Origin of the sequence: Burkholderia sp. LAS2 (assembly GCF_018417615.1) — a bacterium.
Taxonomy (GTDB): Bacteria; Pseudomonadota; Gammaproteobacteria; order Burkholderiales; family Burkholderiaceae; genus Burkholderia; species Burkholderia sola.
In genome coordinates, this window is record NZ_CP071052.1 from 3,478,630 (window position 1) to 3,500,706 (window position 22,077).

The window sequence follows — 22,077 nt, forward strand, 5'->3', positions numbered from 1 at the left end:
ATGAATCCCGAACATTCCCCGCTCGGCAAGGCCACCGTCTACGCCGCCCAGTACGACGCGTCGCTGCTGTTCCCGATCCCGCGCGCCGGCGCGCGCGAGCAGCTCGGCATCACGTCGGCGCTGCCGTTCTTCGGCACCGACATCTGGAACGCGTACGAGCTGTCGTGGCTCAACGCGCGCGGCAAGCCGCAGATCGCGGTCGCGACGTTCTACGTGCCGGCCGAATCGCCGAACATCGTCGAATCGAAGTCGTTCAAGCTGTATCTCGGTTCGTTCGCGCAGTCGAAGTTCGACTCGGTCGACTCGGTGCGCGACGTGCTCAAGCGCGACGTGTCGGCCGCGTGCGGCGCGAGCGTGTCGGTGCAGCTCGTGTCGCCGCACGATTTCGGCAAGCTGGAGATGGACGAGCTCGACGGGCTGTCGCTCGACCGGCTCGACCTCGACACCGACGTGTACGAGCCCGATCCGTCGCTGCTGTCGGCAGCCGACGGCGAGAACGAAGCGCCGGTCGAAGAGACGCTCGTGTCCGACCTGCTGCGCTCGAACTGCCCGGTCACGGGGCAGCCCGACTGGGGCAGCGTGCAGATCCATTACGTCGGGCCGCAAATCGACCATGCGGGCCTGCTGCGCTACATCATCTCGTTCCGCAATCACACGGGCTTTCACGAGCAATGCGTCGAGCGGATCTTCCTCGACATCCTGCATGCGTGCAAACCGGTGAAGTTGGCGGTGTATGCGCGTTACACGCGTCGCGGCGGGCTCGACATCAACCCGTTCCGCACGAATTACAACCAGCCGATGCCGGATAATGCGCGGACGGCACGGCAGTAAATGAGTGGGTTGGCGGACATTTTCGGTCCGCCAACACTGCCCGCTTGCGGAAAGCGCGCTTCTCTAATTCGGTGCGAATACGTCGGCCCGGCACTTCGGACAATACAGGTAGATTGTTCGACCATCGTGCATGGAAATGAAGCCTCGCCTTGCCTGGTCTATCCTCCATTTCGCCGCGCCACCACCCGCCAGACGCGCTTCGCCTTCGGCATAGCAACGCGCGGCGTCCAGGTCATGGCTGTATGCCCGTTCTGTTACGCGGTCCGCACGCTTGAAAAATGCGCTGACATCCGCACGCCGAAGAACGAACGTACGACACATATCCGCCGTTTCGTCCCCGCTGATGTCAGCCGACCATGCACCGTTCCTGACGATTTCGACTGACTCCGGCACAACAGCCGGTACCGCGCCGCCAGGCGATACCCTATTGGACAGCGTGCCCGCAGCCACACTGTGGCTGAGTGCGAGCGCCAACATCAAAACTGCGATCCGAATCACCATTGCACTCTCGCCGCCTCCGTCCGGTTCTTCCGCGATACTACCGGGTGACGAAAAACCTCTGTCACCGGCACACGTAGCGTTACCGAAAGGGCGTGGACGAGCCATCGCAACGAATCGTTCTGAGCTTCCGGCGCCGCGACGTAGGTTCGTCGATCAGGGTTGGGCTCATTGAGTGGCAGAGCTTCACCGACCAATTCCACGCCAATGCTGTCCGTATTGGAAGGGTAACGGTCCGGGACCGCCTTGCGCATCTCCCGCCGGTCTTCCCCACGCGGGTCAAAACGGCGAAGTTGCTCCAGTTCGACGGGCGTGCAACGCATTTCGGCAACACAGCGCGCCTTGATCCGACCAACATGCCAAGTCATTTTCTTCAAAGATGCCGTCTGATAAATCGTTCCATCTTTTTCAATCAGAAAATGCGCGCCAGTGGCCGACGCATCTGATAGCTGCTGAGCGCGGAAGCCGCAGTTGAACCACCTGTTTGATGGACGACAATCCCACTAATCCTCTGCATCGCACCGCGCTCAATTTGGATTTTTCTGGCCCGTACTACGCGCGGAGTCACAACCATCCCGCTGGAATCAAGCGACAACATCCAATACCCTCCGGTTTGATTACGGCATATCGCCTTGAGCTTTCCGCCTATCGCTTACGTTCAGTTCTCCGGAAGTCATGCGCACCTGCTCACTCGACTCTTCACGATAGCTCGGTGAGTTGCCGCGCATCCCATTTCCGTTCAACCGCTGCGCGGTACAGCATCGCCAGCGTGATCGATTCCCGTTCGAGAGCGTGCGGTTTTCGGAGCACCCATCGGCGGAACAACGAATAGAGGCCCCTTCGCCCTCCATCAGGAAATACCGGTGAAAATCGAAGTCGCCGGTATCGACGGAAAAACGCTCGAAAAACCGACCCATGAAATCGTCTGCTTCGTCGCCGGTCTGGCCAAGATCCTCCCAAAGCCTCGTGGCGACGAACAATGGCGTCGATTTGCCAAGCCCTACCTCTACTCTGACGAAGACCTCGATCTCATCCCGACGCACGTTTTCCATCAAAACACCTTGCCCTCTGGATTGAAAGGCGGTTGTAGCCGGCGAATCGCGCCATGCATCCGCGGCTTGCTGTCGCCGCCGGCTCAGACAGGCGTGTCACGTTGAGGCCCGTCGGAAAAACTTCGTCACACAATGCAAAGTTTCGGTGCCGCCCATACCTACTTCAGCCGAGTTGTATTTGAACGCCCTCGCCCGCCCGCTCGCCCGCGCATCGACTGCCTCAAATGCAACAAGGCCGGTGCACGTCAATGCACCGGCCTTGTTGTACAGCTTCCGCCCTCGCCGCGTTACTTCACCGGCGCCTTGTAAGCGATGCAATCGACCTCGACCTTGCAGTCGATGACCATGCTCGACTGCACGCAGGCCCGCGCCGGCGGGTTCTCGCCGAAGTACGACACGAACACCTTGTTGAACGACGCGAAATCGCGCGCGTCGTCGAGCCACACGCCGCAGCGCACGACGTGCTCGAGGCCGTAGCCGGCTTCCTTCAGGATCGCGATCACGTTCTCGATCGTCTGCTTCGACTGCGTGACGATCCCGCCTTCGACGACCTCGCCGTTCACCATCGGCGTCTGGCCCGACACGTACAGCCAGCCGTCGGCTTCGACCGCGCGTGCAAACGGCATCACCTGGCCGCCCGTGCCCTTCGCTTCGCCTACGCCATATCGCTTCATCGTTTCACTCCTTGTTTCGGTTACGGATGCGCGCACCGACGACGGCGCGCGCGGCAGATCGGACCACCACCGCGTTCAGAACGCGGCGTCGGCACTCGCCGGCACGCGCTCGCCGCGCGCGACGAAACCGCCGGCGCGCTCGCCGGTCGGCTGGCCGTTTTCGTAGGTCAGCACGCCGTTCACCCACACCGCGTCGATCCCGTGCGCGGGCTGTTGCGGCTTCTCGAACGTCGCCGCGTCCATCACGCTCGCCGGATCGAACAGCACGAGATCCGCGTGGTAGCCGACATGCACTTCGCCGCGCTTCGCGATCCCGTAGCGGCGCGCGGACAGCGACGTCATCTTGCGGATCGCCTCCTCGAGCGGCAGCAAGTTGGTCTCGCGTACGTAATGGCCGAGCACGCGCGGGAACGCGCCCCACAGCCGCGGGTGCGGCAGCGGATCGTTCGGCAGGCCGTCGGAGCCGACCATCGTCGCCGGATGCGACAGGATCCGGCGCACGTCGTCCTCGGACATGTTGTGGTATACGGCACCCGCGGGCCGAATGCGCTGCGCGGCTTCCTGCTCGGTCACGCCCCAGTCGGCCGCGATCGCCTTCAGCAGCTTGCCCGCGACTTCCGGGTGCGGCTCGGACCACGTGATCGTGATGTCGATGTCGCCCGTCACCTGCTTCAGGTCGAGCGTCGACGAACTGCGGCTGTACGGATAGCAGTCGCAGCCGACCGGCTGGTAGCGGCGCGCGCCTTCGAGCGACGCGAGCACCTCGGTGCTGCGCCCCCAGTTCGACGGGCCTGCGCACTTCAGGTGCGAGATCACGACCGGCACCTGCGCGTGGCGGCCGACGCGATAGGCCTCGTCCATCGCGTCGAGGATCGCGTCGAACTCGGTGCGCATGTGCGTCGTGTACAGCGCGCCGGCTTGGGCGAGCGGCTCGGCGAGCGCCATCACTTCTTCGGCCGGCGCCGCGAACGCGGAGCCGTACGCGAGGCCCGACGACAGGCCGAGCGCGCCGTTCGCGAGCGCCTCCTCGAGCTGCGCGCGCATGCCGGCGATCTCGCCGTCGGTCGCCGCGCGGTCGAGGCGGTCCATCTGGTTGTTGCGCAGCGCCGTATGGCCGACGAGCGCCGCGACGTTCACGGCCGGACGCGCGTCGTTCACGGCCGCGACGTAAGCGGCGAAGGTCGGGTACCGGAACGCACCGCGCTCGCCGAGCAGGTTCATCGGGTCGGGCGGATCGCCGGCAAGCGTCACCGGCGATGCGCTGATCCCGCAGTTGCCGACGATCACGGTCGTCACGCCCTGCGAGATCTTCGGGATCATCTCCGGCGCGCGGATCACGTGCGTGTCGTCGTGCGTGTGCACGTCGACGAAACCCGGCGCGAGCGCACGGCCGTTCGCGTCGACGACGTTCTCGGCGAGCCAGTTCGACAGGTTGCCGATCGCCGCGATCAGGCCGTTGCGGATCGCGACGTCGCGCGTGACGGGCGGCGCGCCGGTGCCGTCGTACAGTTGCGCGCCGACGATCAGCGTATCGGCCGCTTCGGGATGCGAATGCATGGTCAGTCTCCTACCGGTTGACGGTCGCCGCCGCCGCGGTGCGCATCGAGCGCGTGTTTGATGCGGCGCAGCGATTCCCGGCCCGCATCGCCGAGCCGCAATGCGACGCCGGTGACGAGCACGTCGATCGCCATCATCATCGCGTAGCGCGAGGTCGACGGCTTGTAGATGAAATCGGTTTCGAACGCGACGACGGGAATCAGGTGGTCGGCGAGCTTCGCGAGCGGCGACGCCGGCGCGGTGATCGCGATCAGCTTCGCGCCGTAGCGCTTCGCGAGCCGGCAGCTTTCGAGCAGCTCGGGCACGCGCCCGCTCACCGACAACGCGACGACGACGGTGTCGCCCGACAGCGTCGCGGCCACCATCCGCTGCAGCAGGCTGTCCTGGTAGCTCGCGACCGGCCGGCCGAAACGCACGAGCCGGAAGCGCAGCTCGTCGGCCAGCGCGGTCGAGCCGCCGCCCTGCCCGTACACGTAGGTCATCTTCGCGCCGGCGAGCAGGTCGGCCGCCGCGTCGAACGACGTGTTGCGCAGCAGCTGGTGGTTGTGCGCGAGCGCGACGCGAATCTCGTCGTAGACCATCGATGCGGGGCTCGCGTCGTCGGCCGGCGCGTCGTCGGACGGCACCAGGAAGCGCTGGCCGACGGCCGCCGCCTGCGCGACGAGCACCTTCAGTTCGCGCACGTCGCGGCAGCCGACGGCCTTCGCGAAGCGCGTGACCGTCGCGACGCTGACCTCCGCATCCCGCGCGAGCGCGCCGATGCTCGCATGCGCGGCGCGCGCCAGATCGGCGAGGATGAACGCGGCGACCTTGCGCTCGGCTTCGCGCAGCTCGGGCGCGCACTCGGCGATCCGCGCGACGATGTCGAGGACCGGCGGGGCGGCCAGCGCGGGATGAGACTCGGAGGCAAGCGGAGCGGACGGGGAAGCGGGCGCGTTCATCGACGGAAAGGGTGCGGAACTCGATGTTATTAAATAACATCACCGCGCCGATGCTACTTTCTGTACCATCTGCATGTCAACTTCAGTGCAATGCATAGTGATGATGGAGCGGGATGACATGAAAGTTACAAACTATCAGGAAGCGACGATCGATCCGTTCGGCAAGGGCCTGGGCAATGTGCCGAGCGCGAGCGTGCCGCTCGGCGACGCGAGCCGGCTCGAATGGAACCTGCTCGCGGAAGACGTCAGCCTGCCGGCCGCCGTGCTTTACGAGGATCGCGTCGAGCACAACCTGAACTGGATGCAGGCGTTCGTGCAGCAATACGGCGTCAAGTTCGCGCCGCACGGCAAGACGACGATGGCGCCGCAACTGTTCCGCCGCCAGCTCGACGCCGGCGCGTGGGGCATCACGCTCGCGACCGCGCACCAGACGCAGGCCGCGTATCACGGCGGCGTGCGGCGCGTGCTGCTCGCGAACCAGCTGGTCGGCCGCCAGAACATGACGATCATCGCGGGGCTGCTGTCCGATCCCGATTTCGAGTTCTTCTGTCTGGTCGATTCCGCGGAGAGCGTCGACCAGCTCGGCCGCTTCTTCGGCGACGCGAAGAAATCGCTGAACGTGCTGATCGAGCTTGGCGTGCCGGGCGGCCGCGCCGGCGTGCGCGACGCCGCGCAGCGCGATGCCGTGCTGGCCGCGATCGCGCGCTATCCGGACACGCTGAAGCTGGCCGGCATCGAACTCTATGAAGGCGTGCTGAAAGAGGAAGGCGAGATCCGCGCGTTCCTGCAGCAGGCGGTCGCGCTCACGCGCGAGCTGGCCGAAGCCGGCCGCTTCGCGCGCACGCCGGCGATCCTGTCCGGCGCCGGTTCGGCGTGGTACGACGTGGTCGCGGAAGAATTCAGGAAGGCATCCGACGCGGGCTTCGCGGAAGTCGTGCTGCGTCCGGGCTGCTACCTGACGCACGACGTCGGCATCTACAAGAAAGCGCAGACCGACGTGTTCGCGCGCAACCCGATCGCCCGCTCGATGGGCGAAGGGCTGCTGCCGGCGCTGCAGCTGTGGGCGTACGTGCAGTCGGTGCCGGAAGCCGACCGCGCGATCGTCGCGCTCGGCAAGCGCGATGCGGCGTTCGACGCGGGCCTGCCCGAACCGGCGCGCCACTTCCGGCCGGGCCGCGACACCGCGCCGCGCGACGTCGCCGCCGCCGAAGGCTGGGCCGTCACCGGGATGATGGACCAGCACGCGTACCTGCAGATCCCGCCGGGCGCGGACGTGAAGGTCGGCGACATGGTCGCGTTCGACATCTCGCACCCGTGCCTGACGTTCGACAAGTGGCGCCAGGTGCTCGTGCTCGATCCGCAGTTCCGCGTGACGGAAGTCGTCGAAACCTTCTTCTGACGCACGCCGCGGCGCTGCCGCCCCGCCGCGCGCGCGCGGCGGCCGTCACGCGCGCTTCAATCGGCCGGAGTACACTGCGCTTTCGTCCTCGGGGCCCGTCGCGGCCGTCATGCACGGCGCGACCGGGCCTTCAACGCTGCTTCACTGGAGAAAGCCATGGCCGCGAAGAAGATCCTGTTCCTGACCGGCGATTTCGCCGAAGACTACGAAACGATGGTGCCGTTCCAGGCGCTGCAGGCCGTCGGCCACCACGTCGATGCAGTCTGCCCGGGCAAGCGCGCGGGCGACAAGATCAAGACTGCGATCCACGATTTCGAAGGCGACCAGACCTACACCGAGAAGCCCGGCCACAACTTCACGCTGAACGCGGCGTTCGACGACGTCGATGCGGCGCGCTACGACGCGCTCGCGATCGCGGGCGGCCGTGCGCCCGAATACCTGCGACTCGATCCGAAGGTGATTTCGCTCGTGCGCGCGTTCGCCGAAGCCGGCAAGCCGATCGCGGCGATCTGCCACGCGGCGCAACTGCTCGCGGCCGCCGACGTGATCCGCGGCAAGCGCATTTCGGCGTACCCGGCCTGCGCGCCGGAGGTGAAGCTCGCGGGCGGCGAATACGCGGACATCCCGGTCGACGCGGCCGTCACCGACGCGCCGTTCGTCACCGCGCCCGCGTGGCCCGCGCATCCGGCGTGGCTCGCGCAGTTCCTCGCGTTGCTCGGCACGCGCATCGAGCTGTAAACGACGTGAGATGAGTTGAAGTGAAAAGCCGGCCGGCGGCGGGCACGTTCGACCCGCTTGCCGCGCCGGCCACGATCGCCGGGGCGCGCGCCTTTCGTGCCGCCTCCCGATGCTTGTTGCGGCTTCCCTGCCTACCCTTCAGGGAGACGCCGGCGTCGATCCGACGTCCGCGATCCGCGACTCCAGCATCGCGAGCGCGCCCGACAGCGCATTCAGCACGTCGTCCGGCAGCTGCGCCATCGTCTGTTCGAGAAACGCCTTGCGGCGCGGCAGGCATGCGTCGAACGCGGCGCGCCCTGCGTCCGTCAGCGTGACGTTGGTCACGCGGTTGTCGCGCGCGTCCGATTCGCGCTCGATCCAGCCGAGCGCGTCGAGCGACTTCAACTGGCGCGTGAGCGCGCCCGGATCGATGCGCAGCACCTCGACGAGCTTCTTCTGCGACGCATGCCCGTCCATCGTGTGCAGCGCGACCATGATGCGCCAGCGCGGCATCGGCTGCCCGACGTGCGCCTCGAACGCGGTCATGAAGGCGCGATACGTGCGTCCGAATTGCTGCAAGATCGCGACGCGGTCCTGTTCTTCCATGCGCTGATTTCGTTCCGGTGAATCGTTGAGTCGTCGAATCGCTCGCCCGATCGGTCAATCGGCCGCGACGTGCGGTTCGATCTTGCGCCGCAGCGCGATCGGCGGCACGCGACGGCACTGCCACACCGACACCACGGCGACGACCGCCGCCATCGCGACGCCCAGGTGAATCGCGCCGACCAGCGATTCGCGGGCCGCTTCCAGCAGCAGCGCGCCATTATGCCCGGCACGCGTCAACTCCGCGACGAGACCGCCCTGCGCCGCGCGATCGATCAGGATCTGCGGATCGGCGAGCCGCGCGTGCCACTGCATCGCCTGGTCGGCCGACAGCGCATTGCGCACGCCGCCCGAATACATCTGATTGACGAGCGTGCCGGTGAGCGCGGTGCCCAGCATCCCGCCGACCATCCGCAACGATTGCAAGAGCGCCGTCGCGATGCCGAGATGCTCGCGGCCGGCCGTCTGCTGTGCGAACACGGTCAGGTTCGGCAGCACGAAGCCAAGCCCGATGCCGCCCGCGACCATCAGCGCCATCAGCATCCAGGCCGGCGTCGCGTGGGTGGACGCGACGATGCCCGCGCACGCGAGCGCGAACAGCACGAAGCCGACGTGCAGCATCGTGTTCGGGTTGCGAATGCGCGTGATGACGCGACCGTTCATGATGCTGCCGATCGTGATGAACACGACGAGCGGCGTGATCACGAGCCCCGCCTCCTTCGGCGACATCCCGAAGCCGCCCTGGAACAGCAGCGGCGCGTAGAACAGCAGCGAGAACATCGAGAAACCGGCGAGGATCGCGAGCACGAACAGCGCGGACAGCGCGCGGTTGCCGAACATGTCGAACGGCAGAATCGGCTGCGCGCAGCGCTTCTCCCAGTGCCACAGGCCGACGCCCGCCGCGACCGCGACGACGAGCAGCAGCGACGCCCAGCTCGCGACGCCGTACTTCGGCAGCCATTCGACGAACAGCTGCAGCGCACCGAGCGACAGCGCGATCAGGAGCGCGCCCGGCCAGTCGAGCCGCATCTTGCGATCATGCTCGACGTGGCGCAGATGCGGCAGGTAGCGCCACACGAAGATCAACGACAAGATGCCGATCGGCAGGTTCACGTAGAACACCGAACGCCAGCCGAACGACTGGGTCAGGAAGCCGCCGAGCGACGGGCCGACCGCGTTCGCGATGCCGAACGCCGAGCTCATCAGCACCTGCCAGCGCAGCCGCACGACGGAATCGGGGAACAGATCGGGAATGCACGCGAACGCGGTGCCGACCAGCATCCCGCCGCCGATTCCCTGCAGCCCGCGCGCGAGCACGAGGGACAGCATGTCGTTGGCCATCCCGCACAGCACCGACGCGCCGGTGAACACGACGATCGACGCGATCACGAACGGCTTGCGGCCGTAATAGTCGCCGAGCCGGCCGAAGATCGGCACCGTGATCACGGAACTGAGCAGATACGAGGTCGCGACCCACGCATACAGGTCGAAGCCGCGGAGTTCGGCGACGATGGTCGGCAGTGCGGTGCCGACGACCGTCTGGTCCAGCGCGACCAGCATGGTGACGAACGAGATCCCGATCATCGCGAGCAGCGATTCGCGGAACGGCAGGACTTGCCCGCTCGAATGGTGGGCGGCAGTGTGGACGGCCATTTTTTGTCGATGCAACTTTTGCCGGGTCAAATAATCTCAAAATTCTAGCACGCCGGAGTAATCTAGGCTGGCGATGGGTTCAGGGCCCGTTCACGCCAAGGAGAGAGATGGAACCGATTTCAATTTCCCCCGCCGCGACGCTGTCGCCGGAGGACCGGGACGCGCTGCGGCGCGCGAAGCAGGTGCTGGAAAGCCCGTCGCTGACGATGAAGCTGACGGGCGTGCTCGGCGCGCCGGTCGAGAAAATGATCGCGCGGCTGCCGGACTTCGCGACCGGCAAGATCAACGATGCGACGCAACTCGCGCTGCGCAAGTGCCTGAACATCGCGCTGCGCACGCTCGGCAAGCCGCAGGCGCCGGACGCCGAACCCGAGAAGCCGAGCAACCTGCTGCACAAGCTCGCGGTCGCGACGACCGGCGCGGCGGGCGGCGCGTTCGGCTTTCTCGCGCTGCCGGTCGAGCTGCCGGTGACGACCACGCTGATCTTCCGCTCGGTATGCGACATCGCACGCAGCGAAGGCGAGGACCTGACGTCGGTCGATACGCAGCTGCAATGCCTGGCCGTGCTCGGCATGGGCGGCAACCCGGACAAGCAGGAGGAGGACGCCGATCTCGGCTATTTCGTGCTGCGCGGCGCGCTCGCGCAGGCGATCTCGAAGGCGTCGTCGGACATCACGGCCAAAGGCATCGCCGCGCACAGCTCGGCGGCCGTGTTCAAGCTCGTGCAGACGGTGGCGTCGCGCTTCTCGGTGCAGGTGACCGAGCAGATGGCCGCGAAGTCGATCCCGGCGATCGGCGCCGTGCTCGGCGCGACCGTCAACACGCTGTTCATCGACCACTTCCAGCAGATGGCGCACGGCCACTTCACCGTGCGCCGGCTCGAACGCAAGTACGGTTCGGTGGCCGTCAAGGCCGCCTATCAGACGATCGACGCCTCGCCCGCACGCTGAACCGCGCGCGCGACCGCGACGCGGCGCATGAACGCGGCCGCGCGGTCGAGCGCATCGCGCGCTTCCGGCACCATCGGCGCGTACAGCTGCCACACGTGCGGCATGTCGGGCCACACCTCGATTTCCACCTGAACGCCGGCCGCCTTCGCCTTGTCGGCGACGCGGCGCGAATCGTCGAGCAGCACTTCGGTGCTGCCGACCTGGATGTATAGCGGCGGCAAGCCCGCGAAGTCCGCATGGAGCGGCGACGCGTACGGATGCGTCGCCGGCGCGTCGCCGAGATACAGCTTCGCGGCCTTCGGCAGCGCGGCGGCCGCGAACATCGGGTCGCGGCCGTCGTTGCTGCGCATCGTGTCGCCGGTGCCGGCCAGGTCCGTCCACGGCGAGAACAGGATCGCGCCGGCCGGCAGCGGCTCGCCGCGATCGCGCAGCGCGACGAGCGTCGCGAGCGCGAGGCCGCCGCCCGCGGAATCGCCGCCGAACACGATCGACTCGGGCGGCGTGCCGAGCGCCAGCAGTTGCCGGTACGCGGCGAGCGCATCGTCGAGCGCGGCCGGGAAGCGGTTTTCGGGCGCGAGCCGGTAGTCGAGCGAGAAAGAACGCACGCCCGCGCGCTTCGTCAGCCCGAACACCAGCGGGCGGTGGGTTTTCGTCGAACAGAAGTAGTAGCCGCCGCCATGGAAATACAGCAGCGTGCGGCCTGGCCCGCGCGCCGCGCTCGAGTCGGTGCGCTCGAGCCATTCGCCGCGCAGCGGCGCGTCGCCCGGGCCATAACACTGGCGCAGCCGGTAGCCCGACGGCGCCCGGCGCGGCACGATCATCCGCAGGTCGGTAAAGCGCCGGGCACGCGCGGGGTCGAGCACCTCGCGCGTGGTTTCCGGACGAAACTGCCAGCGCAGCAGCCAGCAGGCGAACTTGCTTTGCCAACTCATCGGACGCACTCCGTCATCGCAATGTGACGATGGTACGTGCGAACGCTCCCGCGTCGCTCGACACGTGCCTCTACGCCAAACGCCGGCGCTCAGTTCGCCGGCATCATCTGCCCGCGGATCTCGCCCGACGGGTGTTCCTTCGTATGAATGTTGAAGTACCACCTGCCGCCCATCAGGTCGGTGACCTGCTCGTCGGTGAGCGCCTTCGAACCCTTGATCGGGCTCGCCAGCTCGTCCTTCGGGATCGGCACCTGCACGCCGGCGTTCTGGCCGACCGGCGCGGGCCCGTGGAAATGCGCGGCCGTGGCCGGCCCCGTGAGGTGTTCGTACGTGACCGTCCACTGCAGCAGGCGGGTGGCCGTGTCGTAGGTGGCGGCGACGGCGCCCGAGCCCTTGGTCGCCGTCGGCGGCACTTCGCTCGACGGCTGCAGACTGGCGGACAGGCGCACCGTCTCGGCAGCGGCGCTGCCGGCGGCCAGCACACCCGCGAATAACGCGACCTGGAGCAAACGCAGCTTGAGCATGGACTCTCCTTGTACGACGTGGTACGCCGCCGGAACGGGGGCGCTACGCATGATGGTAGTCGATCGCCGCCGCGCCGACAGTCCGCCGAACGGCCATGCTGCGAATCGCCGCACCGCCTGTCGGCGCACCGCGCACGGCCGACGATCCTGCGCGACGCCGCTCGCGCCAGTCTGCGTCACGCTGGAACAGACCTTTGCAGCCTGACGGCTGAATCCATGCGCGGCCTTTCGCTACACTTCGTTCCACAGTTGCTTGTTTCCTTCGTCCGAAGGAGTCTGCGAGTATTCACGCGGCCACCCGGCCGCGTTTTTTTTGCATGCGCCGCGCCTCATGCACGATAGCCGGGATCGATCCGGTCGACGATCCGCTGCAGCGCGTCGAACGCGTCCTGTCCCGCGCCATGCTTCGGATCGAAATTCAGCGAATCGCGCACGCACCCTTCGAGCACGGGCGGCGCAATCGGCAGCGCATCGCCGATCGCCTGCGTCGCGACCTGCACCTCGCACGCACGGTTGAGCAGCCACATCAGCGAAAACGTCTGCGCGAGCGTCGCGCCGATCGTCACGGGCCCGTGGTTGCGCAGCAGCAGCACGGGCCGCCCGCCCGCGCTGTCGACGATGCGCCGGCCTTCCTCGAGATGCACGGTGATGCCCTCGAAGTCGTGATACGCGATCTTCCCGTACAGCTGCGCCGAATAGAAATTCGAGAACGACAGCCCGTCGCGCGAACAGCACACGGCCATCGTCGGCGTCGTGTGCACGTGCATCACGCAATGCGCATCGGGCAGCGCCGCATGGATCGCGCTGTGGAACGTGAAGCCGGCCGGATTGATCGGCCAGTCGGAATGGCCGATCACGTTGCCGTCGATGTCGATCTTCACGAGGTTCGACGCGCACACCTCGCGGTAATGAAGCCCGAACGGGTTGATCAGGAAATGACCGTCCTCGCCCGGCACGCGCAGCGAGATATGGTTGTAGATCAGCTCGGTCCAGCCGAGGTGATCGAAGATTCGGTAGGCGGCCGCGAGCTGCACACGCGCCTGCCATTCGGCTTCGGAGAAGCGCGCGGGGCGCGTGAACGGCTGGTTCGGTACACGTTGCATGGGGAACTCCGGTTGCGGGCGGCGCGCGGCCACGGCGAGCGGCGCCGCGCATCGTCCTCGTCTGCCGGCGCCGCAAGCGATGCGTGCGCCGCGTATGGCGCAGGTGCGGCGCTCCGTTCCGGCCCGCATTGTGCGATCCGCCGGCGCGCTTCATGATACCCATATCGTTGCGCGCACAACCATATCATCTTTCCCCGCGCACCGGTATCGCGGGTTTTGCCGGAGCCGTTCCCGCCCTTACAACTGGTCGTCGACCGGCAACAGCGTGAAGATGCCCGTCATCACGTTGCGCAGCAGCCCCGCATGCGGGTCGACGTGATAGGTGGTCGTCTGGCCGCCGTCGGTGCCCGTCCATTCGAGCGCGGGCGGGCTGCCGTCGGTCCCCTTCGCAAGCGTGACGCGGTAGCTTTCGTCCGGCTGCGTCACGCGCGCGAAGATCGCCTCGGCCTGCTGCGCGAGCACCGGGCTGTGGATCACGAGCGCGAGCTCGGTGTTCAGGTACGCGGAACGCGGGTCGAGGTTCAGCGAGCCGATCACGAGGATTTGCCGATCGATCACGTACGCCTTCGCATGCAGGCTCGCACGCGAGCGCGACCCGAACAGCCGCGCGGGCTGCTGGTCGGGCTGCGACTTGAATTCGTACAGCTCGACGCCGCGCTGCAGCAGCGGCACGCGGTACGGCGCATAGCCGGCCTGCACCGCGACCGCATCGGTCGCCGCGAGCGAATTCGTGACGATCGCGACGCGCACGCCGCGCGCGGCCGTATCGCCGAGGATCTTCACGCCGGCGTCGTGCGGCACGAAGTACGGCGAAAACGCGAGGAATTCCTTCTGCGCGCCGCGCGTCAGCTCGGCCAGGCGCTGCATCGGCGGGCTCACGTAGGTGCCGGTCGGCCGCGCGACCTTGGTCGGCGCATCGACCTTGAATTCGGCCGGCGCCCACACGAGTTCGAGTTCGTCGCGTGCGATCTGCCGTGCGAGCGGCGTCGCGTTCAGCGGCTTCGCGTTGTACGGATCGGCATTCTTGCGCCAGTGGTCGCGCAACTCGTCGCGCATCGCGTCGAGATCCTTCGGATCGAACTTCTGATGATTGAGCACCCGCAACGGATAGCTGCTCGCGCTCGCCCAGTATTCGTCGAAGCTCTTCGAGATGTCGTGGGTCACGGGGCCGGCCGCCAGCACGTCGAGATCGCGGAACTGGAGCGTCGGGCTCGCACTGAAGTATTCGTCGCCGAGATTGCGGCCGCCGACGATCGCGAGCTGGTTGTCCGCGATCATCGCCTTGTTGTGCATCCGGCGCGTGAAGCTGTCGATCCGCGTGAAGAAGTTGGCCGTGCGCTCGACCACGCCGCGCTGCGATGCGCCGAACGGGTTGAACACGCGGATCTCGATGTTCTGGTGCGTATTGAGCGCAGCCATCACGCGGTCGATATCGTCGAAGTTCAGGTCGTCGACCAGCATCCGCACGCGCACGCCGCGATCGGCCGCGTACAGCGCCGCGCCGAGCAGCAGCTTGCCGGTCGTATCCTCGGTCGCGATGTAGTACTGCATGTCGAGCGTCTTCGTCGCCGCCCGCGCGAGCGCGATGCGCATCTGCAACGCGGTGGCGCCGTCGGCCAGCAGCCGGAAGCCGGACTGCCCCGGATGCGCGGCTTCCGGCGCGGCCAGCGCAGCGTGCAACGGTGTCGCGGTATCGGCCGACAACGCGTGCGAGACGGGGCGATCGAGCGAGGTGGCGGGCGGATGCGTCGCGCACGCGGCGAGCGGCAGCAGCGCGCAGACGATCAGCGCGCGGGCCTGGCGGCATGCGGCGCGCCACGACGGCGTGGCCGGTGCGCGCCGGATCAGGGACGTGAGCACGAAAGCTTCCTCGACAGTCGGATCAATGGGCACGTCATCGCCGCGGCGCGCGGCTGACAAGGGGTTGCGATCGATTCTAGTGGGCGCCCGACGAACCGGTCAATTGGGCCGGCCCCGCAGGCCATCGCAGCCGCTGGTCCGACCAATCTCATGACGCATCGCCGCTGCGCTCGAAATGGCTGCGCACGTAGTCGATATGCGTCTGCATCGCGGTGCGCGCCTCTTCGGGGCGGTGCGCGCAAATCGCGTCGCACACCACCCGGTGCTGCAACAACAGCAACTCGGATGCCTGCTCGTCCTCCGTCGTCATCCCGGCCACGTTGATCGAAATGTGCTCGCGCAACATTCCGATCACGCTCGTATGCAGATGCAGGAACATCGTGTTGTGCGACGCGAGCGCGATCGCCTCGTGCAGCTTCGCATCGGTCGCGGCTTCGACGGCCGCATCGTCGTTCGCGTGCGCGGTTTCGAGCTCGCGCAGCAGCGCGCGAATCCGGCGCCGGTCGTTCGCATCGGCGCGCAGCGCGGCGAAATAGGCGGTCGCGCCTTCCAGCACGCGGCGGAATTCGAGGATGTCGTCGCGCAGCGCCGGATGATCGGCGACCAGTTGGCCCCACGGCGACGCGATGCCGGCGCGCAACTGGTCGGTCACGTAGACGCCCGCGCCGCGCCGGCTCTGCAGCAGCCCGCGCGCGACGAGCCGCTGGGTCGCCTCGCGCACCGTATTGCGCGCGACGCCGTACTGCTGCGCGAGCACGCGCTCGGCCGGCAGCCGCGCGCCGGCCGGCCACGTGCCGTCGAGCAGTGCCGTCTCGATCTTGCGCATCACCACTTCGGTCCGGCCCCGTGCCGTCATCGCCGCCATCGTCGCGTCTCCCCGCGGAATGCATGCCGCCCCGATTGGCCCAACCAATTTGAGCTGCGGCGCGGACGGGGGAATTATGCAGCGAAATCGACGCTCCGCACGCCGGGTCGTCGCCTCTGGAGCGAGACATGAACCCACGGCCGTACCCCACCGCCCCCGCGCACGTCTATCTGTTCGCGACCTGCCTGGTCGACCTGTTCGTCCCCGAAGCGGGGCTCGACGCGGTCCGCCTGCTGGAACGCGAGGGCCTGACGGTCCATTATCCGCGCGGCCAGAGCTGTTGCGGGCAGCCGGCCTACAGCAGCGGCAATCCCGACGAGGCGCGCCGCGTCGCGGCCGCGCAGCTCGACCTGTTCGCGCAACCGTGGCCGGTGATCGTGCCGTCCGGCTCGTGCGCGGGCATGATCCGGCACCACTGGCCGGCGCTGTTCGCCGACGATCCCGTTCACGGCCCGAAAGCACGCGCGATCGCGGAGCGGACCTACGAACTCGCCGAATTCCTCATCCATGTGCTCGACGTGCAGCTCGACGCGGTCATGGCCGACGCCGGACCCGACGAACGCGTCGTGCTGCACACGTCGTGCGCGGCACGGCGCGAGATGGGCACGCGCGTGCACGGCGTCGCGCTCGTCGACGCGCTGCCGGGCGTGACGCGCATCGAACACGAACGCGAATCCGAATGCTGCGGCTTCGGCGGCACGTTCTCGCTGAAGCATCCGGACATCTCCGGCGCGATGGTGCGCGACAAGGTCGCGTCAGCGTGCGCGACCGGCTGCGACCGGCTCGTGTCGGCCGACTGCGGCTGCCTGCTGAACATCGGCCACGCCGCGGCCAAGGCCGGCGCGGCGCTGCCCGTCGAACATCTCGCGAGCTTCCTGTGGCGCCGCACGGCTGGCGCCGGCTCGCTGCGCGGAGCATCGAAATGAGCGCGCGCGACGCGATCCTCGCGCGGCTGCGCGCCGCCGCACCGGGCGTCGCGACGAACGCCGCGCCGGCGCTCGATGCACGCATCGACGCGCATTACGACACGCGCCGTGCATCGGCCGGCCCCGCCGCCGATGCACGCGTGCGGGCGATGCAGACGGCACTTGCCGCGTCGCACGCCGAAGTCTGGTGCGCAACCGCCGACGCATGGCCCGCGCAGCTCGCCGCACGTCTGGCCGACGCCGGCGTGCACCGCCTGCTGCTCGACCCGGCCCGCGCCGAATCCGCGGCGCTTGCCCGCGCGCTGCCCGAGACGGTCGCGCCCGTGCCGTTCGACCGGCCGATCGACGCGTGGAAAACCGAACTGTTCGACACGATCGACGCGGGCTTCACCGTCGCACGCTCGGGCATCGCGGCCACCGGCACCCTGGTGCTCGCGCCCGATGCCGGCACGCCGCGCACGGTGTCGCTGGTGCCGCCGCTGCACGTCGCGCTCGTCCATGCGAACACACTGCATGCGGACCTGCACGCCGCCGTGCACGCGGAGCGCTGGCCAGCCGGCATGCCGACCAACCTCGTGCTGGTATCGGGCCCGTCGAAGACGTCCGACATCCAGCAGACGCTCGCCTATGGCGCGCACGGCCCGCGCCGCCTGTGGGTCGTGATCGTCACCGATTCGGCCGCGCCGCCGGCCGCCCCCGCTTGCGAGGACCTGCCGCGATGAGCGACCACCCGCTGCAATTCGTCGCCCCCGGCGACTTCAAGAGCCGGGCACGCGACGCGCTCGACGATCCGGCGCTGCGCCGGAGCTTTCGCGGCGCGATGGACTTCCTGCAGGGCAAGCGCGCGACGCAATTCCCCGACGACACCGAGCTGCAGCAGCTGCGCGATCTCGGCGAAGCCGTCCGGCAGCACGCGCTCGCGCAACTGCCCGCGCTGCTCGAACGGCTGGAGACGAAGCTCGCCGAAGCCGGCGTGCACGTGCACTGGGCCGAGACGGCCGCCGATGCGAACGCGATCGTGCTCGGCATCGCGCAGGCGAAGAAGGCGCGCCGCGTGATCAAGGGCAAGTCGATGGCGAGCGAGGAAATCGAGCTGAATCATTACCTCGCCGAGCACGGGGTCGACTGCATCGAATCCGACATGGGCGAATTCATCGTGCAGCTCGCGGGCGAGAAGCCGTCGCACATCGTGATGCCGGCGATCCACAAGACCCGCGGCGACATCGCCGAACTGTTCGAGGCGCACCTCCCCGGCGCGCGCTACACGGAAGACGTCGACGAGCTGATCCAGACCGGCCGGCGCGCGCTGCGCCGCGCGTTCGCGGAAGCGGACATCGGCCTGTCCGGCGTCAATTTCGCGGCGGCCGACACGGGCACGCTGTGGCTCGTCGAGAACGAAGGCAACGGCCGCCTGTCGACGACGGTGCCCGACACGCACGTGGCGATCATGGGGATCGAGAAGGTCGTCGAGAAACTCGAGCACATCGTGCCGCTGTCGAGCCTGCTCACGCGCTCGGCCACCGGCCAGGCGATCACGACCTACTTCAACCTGATCTCGGGCCCGCGCCGCGACGGCGAACGCGACGGCCCGCGCGAGCTGCATCTCGTGCTGCTCGACAACGGCCGCACGCAGGCGTACGCGGACGAACAGTTGCGCGCGACGCTGCAATGCATCCGCTGCGGCGCGTGCATGAATCACTGCCCCGTCTATACGCGCATCGGCGGCCACGCATACGGCACGACCTACCCGGGCCCGATCGGCAAGATCATCTCGCCACACCTGCTCGGCCTCGACGCGACGGCCGACCTGCCGACCGCATCGACGCTGTGCGGCGCATGCGGCGAGGTGTGCCCGGTGCGCATCCCGATCCCGCAATTGCTCGTGCGGCTGCGCACCGAAGCGAACCGCAAGCCCGACGAACCGGTCGCGCATCCGTTGCGCGGCCAGGGCGCGAACTACCACCGCACGGAAGAACTCGTGTGGCGCTTCTGGTCGGGCGCGTTCGCGCATCCGCGCGCGTACCGCGCGTTCCGCTGGGCCGCGACGCGCCTGCGGGCGCTCACGCCCGCGAAACAACTGGGCTGGACGCAGCACCGCACGCCACTCGAACCGGCGCCGCGCAGCCTGTCCGACCTGCTGCGCGCCCGCGGCCAGCCCGAATAGCGCATCCGCTTTCAAACCCGTACCCCGATAAATCCATGGAGGAGACAACCATGCAGGTTTGGCACCAGATCTACACCCCGCTCGGCAGCCTCGGGCTGTCGGCACTCGTCGCCGCGATTCCGATCATCTTCTTTTTCGTCGCGCTCGCCGCGTTGCGGATGAAGGGCCACGTCGCGGCCGCGATCACGCTGCTGCTGGCGCTCGGCGTCGCGATCGTCGCGTACGGCATGCCCGTGCCGCAGGCGCTCGCGGCGGCCGGCTTCGGCTTCGCGTACGGCCTGTGGCCGATCGCGTGGATCATCGTCGCGGCGGTGTTCCTGTACAAGATCGTCGTGAAGACCGGCCAGTTCGACGTCATCCGCGCGTCGGTGCTGTCGATCACCGACGACCAGCGGCTGCAGATGCTGCTGATCGGCTTCTCGTTCGGTGCGTTTCTCGAAGGCGCGGCCGGCTTCGGCGCGCCCGTCGCGATCACGGCCGCGCTGCTGGTCGGCCTCGGCTTCAAGCCGCTGCATGCGGCCGGACTGTGTCTGATTGCAAACACCGCGCCGGTCGCGTTCGGCGCGATGGGCATTCCGATCATCGTCGCCGGGCAGGTGACGGGCATCGACGCGTTCCACATCGGCGCGATGGCCGGCCGTCAGCTGCCGCTGCTGTCGCTCGCGGTGCCGTTCTGGCTCGTGTTCATGATGGACGGGCTGCGCGGCGTCCGGCAGACGTGGCCGGCCGCACTCGTCGCGGGCGGCAGCTTCGCGGTCACGCAGTACTTCACGTCGAACCACATCGGGCCCGAGCTGCCGGACATCACGTCGTCGCTCGTCAGCCTCGTGTCGCTCGCCGCGTTCCTGAAGGTCTGGCAGCCGAGCAGCGCGAAGCAGACGGCCGGCGGCATCGTCGCGTCCGGCGGCGGCGCGGCGCTCGCCGGATTCGGCGCGGGCGGCAACGGAGCGGGCACGAGCCGCCAGGCGTCGCCGTACACGCTCGCGCAAACCGTGCGCGCGTGGTCGCCGTTCCTGATCCTGACGGCCGTCGTCACCGTGTGGAGCATCGCGCCGTTCAAGGCGCTGTTCGCCGCGCACGGCGCGCTCGCGTCGACCGTGCTGAAGTTTCACGTGGCCGGGCTCGACCAGCTCGTCGTGAAGACCGCGCCGATCGCCGCGACGCCGAAGGCGCTGGACGCGGTGCTGAAGCTCGATCTCGTGTCGGCGGTCGGCAGCGCGATCCTCGTGACCGCGCTGATCTCGATGGCGCTGTTGCGGATGAAGCCGCGCGACGCGCTCGTCACGTTCGGCGAGACGCTGAAGGAACTGACGCGCCCGATCCTGTCGATCGGCCTCGTGCTCGCGTTCGCGTTCGTCGCGAACTACTCGGGGATGTCGTCGACGCTCGCGCTGATGCTGGCCGCGACCGGCGGCGCGTTCCCGTTCTTCTCGCCGTTCCTCGGCTGGCTCGGCGTGTTCCTGACCGGCTCGGACACGTCGTCGAACGCGCTGTTCTGCTCGCTGCAGCAGGCCACCGCGCATCAGCTCGGCGTGCCCGAAACGCTCGCGGTCGCCGCGAACACGACGGGCGGCGTGACCGCGAAGATGATCTCGCCGCAATCGATCGCGGTCGCGTGCGCGGCGACGGGCCTCGTCGGCAAGGAATCGGAGCTGTTCCGCTTCACGGTGCGGCACAGCCTGCTGTTCGCGGTGATCGTCGGGCTGATCACGCTCGTGCAGGCGTACGTGCTGCCGGGGATGGTGCCGTAACCGGCGCGCAGGCAGGCCCCAAAGACAAAACCCCACGCCCGAACAACGGGCGTGGGGTTTTTCATGTCGCTTGCCGATCGCCGGCGCGGACGGCCGGCGATTCGTCGTGCGATCAGCTGCCCTTCGCGATGCGATCCTGGATGTGCTGCGCACGGCTCGACGACGACGGGTGCGAGCTCATCATCGAGCTCTTGCCGCCGTCCAGTTGCGCGAGCTTCTGGAACGCGGTGACGAGGCCCTTCTGGTTCATGCTCTTCTGCTTCATCAGGTCGAACGAGTAGTCGTCGGCCGCGCTTTCCTGCGTCTGCGAGAACTGCGCGTTGATGAACTTCTCGGTGATGTCGCCGAGTTGCGAGCTCGTCAGCGCCGCCACGCCCGGCGATGCCGCGCCGGCCGCGGTGCGCGCCGCGCTCACCGCGTACGCCGTCTGCATCGCCTTCTTCGAGTGACCGAGTGCGACGTGGCCCATTTCATGGCCGATCACGCCGCGCAGCTCGTCGTCGTTCATCATGTCCATCAGGCCGCTGTACACGCGCACGCAACCGTTGCCCATCGCCCACGCGTTGACGTCCTTGGTCATGTAGACCTTGTAGTTGATCTTCTGGCCGTTCAGCGTCATGTCGCCGAAGCCCTTCATCACCTTCGTCAGGCGCTTCGCGTACGCGCTGTTCGGCGCGGCGATCTTCGATTCGGCGTCGCTCGACTTGCACGACTCGTTCGACAGCGCGGCGATGTCGCTGTCCGACAGCGTCGCCGCCTTGTACAGGTTGGTCCCCGCCGACGTCAGGCTGTTCGCGTCAAGGCTCTGCACCCCGCCGCACGCGCTCAACAGAAACGCCACGCCACACGCCGCCACCGCTTTCTTGAGTTGCATCCCGGAATCCCTCGATAGTTGTATTTGGGAGCGGCGATTTTGCATAATCCGGCAGAAAATTACCAGTTGTTTACATCGGATGACACGCTCATTACTCAGCAGATTGACATGACGCGGCGATCTGGCCCCGGATTGACGACGAAAAGCATGGCAATCGCCGCGCCCGGCGCGGCGGCCGGCAACGAAAGCGGACCGGCCTTCGC

General features: G+C 67.7%; 22 protein-coding genes and 1 pseudogene. 9 read left to right on the forward strand and 14 right to left on the reverse strand.

What is annotated here, in order from left to right; genetic code table 11:
• Entirely contained in the window at window positions 1–831 is an 831-nt protein-coding gene (gene queF / locus JYG37_RS16120) for an NADPH-dependent 7-cyano-7-deazaguanine reductase QueF (RefSeq protein ID WP_213345579.1), read from the forward strand.
• Window positions 832–894: 63 nt separating this feature from the next.
• Here queF and JYG37_RS16125 read toward each other — a convergent pair whose 3' ends face one another.
• From JYG37_RS16125 to JYG37_RS16135, 3 genes and pseudogenes are all read right to left on the reverse strand, one after another.
• The gene (locus JYG37_RS16125; protein WP_124681288.1) at window positions 895–1,332 is read right to left on the reverse strand and encodes a hypothetical protein; all 438 of its coding nucleotides are present in this window, start codon (window positions 1,330–1,332) and stop codon (window positions 895–897) included.
• Window positions 1,326–1,748, reverse strand: a pseudogene (locus JYG37_RS16130) (peptidoglycan recognition protein family protein); the annotation flags it as partial. The gene JYG37_RS16125 and the pseudogene JYG37_RS16130, both read right to left, overlap by 7 nt.
• A 198-nt stretch (window positions 1,749–1,946) precedes the next feature.
• The gene (locus tag JYG37_RS16135; RefSeq protein WP_249746044.1) at window positions 1,947–2,309 is read right to left on the reverse strand and encodes a DUF1493 family protein; all 363 of its coding nucleotides are present in this window, start codon (window positions 2,307–2,309) and stop codon (window positions 1,947–1,949) included.
• On the opposite strand from JYG37_RS16135, the gene JYG37_RS34785 reads away from it, so the two are divergent.
• Window positions 2,193–2,486 carry a hypothetical protein gene (locus JYG37_RS34785; protein ID WP_249746047.1) on the forward strand — a complete coding sequence of 98 codons (294 nt, stop codon included), beginning with the start codon at window positions 2,193–2,195 and terminating at the stop codon, window positions 2,484–2,486. The two genes, JYG37_RS16135 and JYG37_RS34785, sit on opposite strands and share 117 nt — an antisense overlap.
• A 182-nt stretch (window positions 2,487–2,668) precedes the next feature.
• Here the strand turns inward: JYG37_RS34785 and JYG37_RS16140 are convergent, their stop codons facing one another.
• From JYG37_RS16140 to JYG37_RS16150, 3 genes are all read right to left on the reverse strand, one after another.
• A complete protein-coding gene (locus JYG37_RS16140; RefSeq protein ID WP_124453562.1) occupies window positions 2,669–3,055 on the reverse strand; it encodes a RidA family protein in 387 nt (128 codons plus the stop codon).
• Window positions 3,056–3,130: 75 nt separating this feature from the next.
• Window positions 3,131–4,612 (reverse strand): N-acyl-D-amino-acid deacylase family protein, encoded by a 1,482-nt coding sequence (locus JYG37_RS16145; RefSeq protein ID WP_213345580.1) that lies wholly within the window; start codon window positions 4,610–4,612, stop codon window positions 3,131–3,133.
• A 2-nt stretch (window positions 4,613–4,614) separates the two neighbouring features.
• The gene (locus JYG37_RS16150) at window positions 4,615–5,553 is read right to left on the reverse strand and encodes a MurR/RpiR family transcriptional regulator (RefSeq protein WP_213345582.1); all 939 of its coding nucleotides are present in this window, start codon (window positions 5,551–5,553) and stop codon (window positions 4,615–4,617) included.
• A 118-nt stretch (window positions 5,554–5,671) separates the two neighbouring features.
• Here JYG37_RS16150 and JYG37_RS16155 point away from each other — a divergent pair, with 118 nt between their 5' ends.
• Window positions 5,672–6,952 (forward strand): amino acid deaminase, encoded by a 1,281-nt coding sequence (locus JYG37_RS16155; RefSeq protein ID WP_213345583.1) that lies wholly within the window; start codon window positions 5,672–5,674, stop codon window positions 6,950–6,952.
• 156 nt (window positions 6,953–7,108) lie between these two features.
• Window positions 7,109–7,690 carry a DJ-1/PfpI family protein gene (locus JYG37_RS16160; protein ID WP_059580784.1) on the forward strand — a complete coding sequence of 194 codons (582 nt, stop codon included), beginning with the start codon at window positions 7,109–7,111 and terminating at the stop codon, window positions 7,688–7,690.
• A 138-nt stretch (window positions 7,691–7,828) separates the two neighbouring features.
• Here the strand turns inward: JYG37_RS16160 and JYG37_RS16165 are convergent, their stop codons facing one another.
• Entirely contained in the window at window positions 7,829–8,275 is a 447-nt protein-coding gene (locus tag JYG37_RS16165; protein ID WP_124557571.1) for a MarR family winged helix-turn-helix transcriptional regulator, read from the reverse strand.
• Between the two features lie 54 nt (window positions 8,276–8,329).
• Entirely contained in the window at window positions 8,330–9,925 is a 1,596-nt protein-coding gene (locus JYG37_RS16170) for an MDR family MFS transporter (RefSeq protein ID WP_213345585.1), read from the reverse strand.
• Between the two features lie 107 nt (window positions 9,926–10,032).
• Here JYG37_RS16170 and JYG37_RS16175 point away from each other — a divergent pair, with 107 nt between their 5' ends.
• Complete coding sequence (locus tag JYG37_RS16175) at window positions 10,033–10,875, forward strand: EcsC family protein (RefSeq protein ID WP_124557572.1); 843 nt, start codon at window positions 10,033–10,035, stop codon at window positions 10,873–10,875.
• On the opposite strand, the gene JYG37_RS16180 is transcribed toward JYG37_RS16175, so the two are convergent.
• From JYG37_RS16180 to JYG37_RS16200, 5 genes are all read right to left on the reverse strand, one after another.
• Complete coding sequence (locus tag JYG37_RS16180) at window positions 10,845–11,807, reverse strand: alpha/beta hydrolase (protein ID WP_213345587.1); 963 nt, start codon at window positions 11,805–11,807, stop codon at window positions 10,845–10,847. The two genes, JYG37_RS16175 and JYG37_RS16180, sit on opposite strands and share 31 nt — an antisense overlap.
• Window positions 11,808–11,896: 89 nt before the next feature.
• Entirely contained in the window at window positions 11,897–12,331 is a 435-nt protein-coding gene (locus JYG37_RS16185; RefSeq protein WP_213345588.1) for a CHRD domain-containing protein, read from the reverse strand.
• Between the two features lie 329 nt (window positions 12,332–12,660).
• Window positions 12,661–13,434: a class II aldolase/adducin family protein gene (locus JYG37_RS16190; protein ID WP_124557574.1), complete on the reverse strand. Its 774-nt coding sequence runs from the start codon at window positions 13,432–13,434 to the stop codon at window positions 12,661–12,663.
• A 237-nt stretch (window positions 13,435–13,671) separates the two neighbouring features.
• Window positions 13,672–15,294, reverse strand: coding sequence for a phospholipase D family protein (locus JYG37_RS16195; RefSeq protein ID WP_213345589.1), 1,623 nt, complete (start codon window positions 15,292–15,294; stop codon window positions 13,672–13,674).
• A 148-nt stretch (window positions 15,295–15,442) separates the two neighbouring features.
• Entirely contained in the window at window positions 15,443–16,159 is a 717-nt protein-coding gene (locus JYG37_RS16200) for a FadR/GntR family transcriptional regulator (protein WP_050016675.1), read from the reverse strand.
• 128 nt (window positions 16,160–16,287) lie between these two features.
• Between JYG37_RS16200 and JYG37_RS16205 the strand changes: the two genes are divergently transcribed.
• From JYG37_RS16205 to JYG37_RS16220, 4 genes are read left to right on the forward strand one after another with little or no spacing between them, the layout of a single operon-like run.
• A complete protein-coding gene (locus tag JYG37_RS16205) occupies window positions 16,288–17,085 on the forward strand; it encodes a (Fe-S)-binding protein (protein WP_050016677.1) in 798 nt (265 codons plus the stop codon).
• Window positions 17,082–17,807 carry a LutC/YkgG family protein gene (locus tag JYG37_RS16210; RefSeq protein ID WP_213345591.1) on the forward strand — a complete coding sequence of 242 codons (726 nt, stop codon included), beginning with the start codon at window positions 17,082–17,084 and terminating at the stop codon, window positions 17,805–17,807. The genes JYG37_RS16205 and JYG37_RS16210 overlap by 4 nt, the downstream gene beginning before the upstream one ends.
• Window positions 17,804–19,249, forward strand: a complete 1,446-nt coding sequence (locus JYG37_RS16215; RefSeq protein ID WP_124640213.1) for a LutB/LldF family L-lactate oxidation iron-sulfur protein — start codon at window positions 17,804–17,806, stop codon at window positions 19,247–19,249. Before JYG37_RS16210 ends, JYG37_RS16215 begins: the two co-directional genes overlap by 4 nt.
• A gap of 50 nt (window positions 19,250–19,299) precedes the next feature.
• Entirely contained in the window at window positions 19,300–21,000 is a 1,701-nt protein-coding gene (locus JYG37_RS16220; RefSeq protein WP_050016681.1) for a lactate permease LctP family transporter, read from the forward strand.
• A gap of 112 nt (window positions 21,001–21,112) precedes the next feature.
• Here the strand turns inward: JYG37_RS16220 and loiP are convergent, their stop codons facing one another.
• On the reverse strand, window positions 21,113–21,874 hold the full coding sequence (gene loiP / locus JYG37_RS16225; protein ID WP_050016683.1) for a metalloprotease LoiP: 762 nt from the start codon (window positions 21,872–21,874) through the stop codon (window positions 21,113–21,115).
• Between the last annotated feature and the right edge of the window lie 203 nt (window positions 21,875–22,077).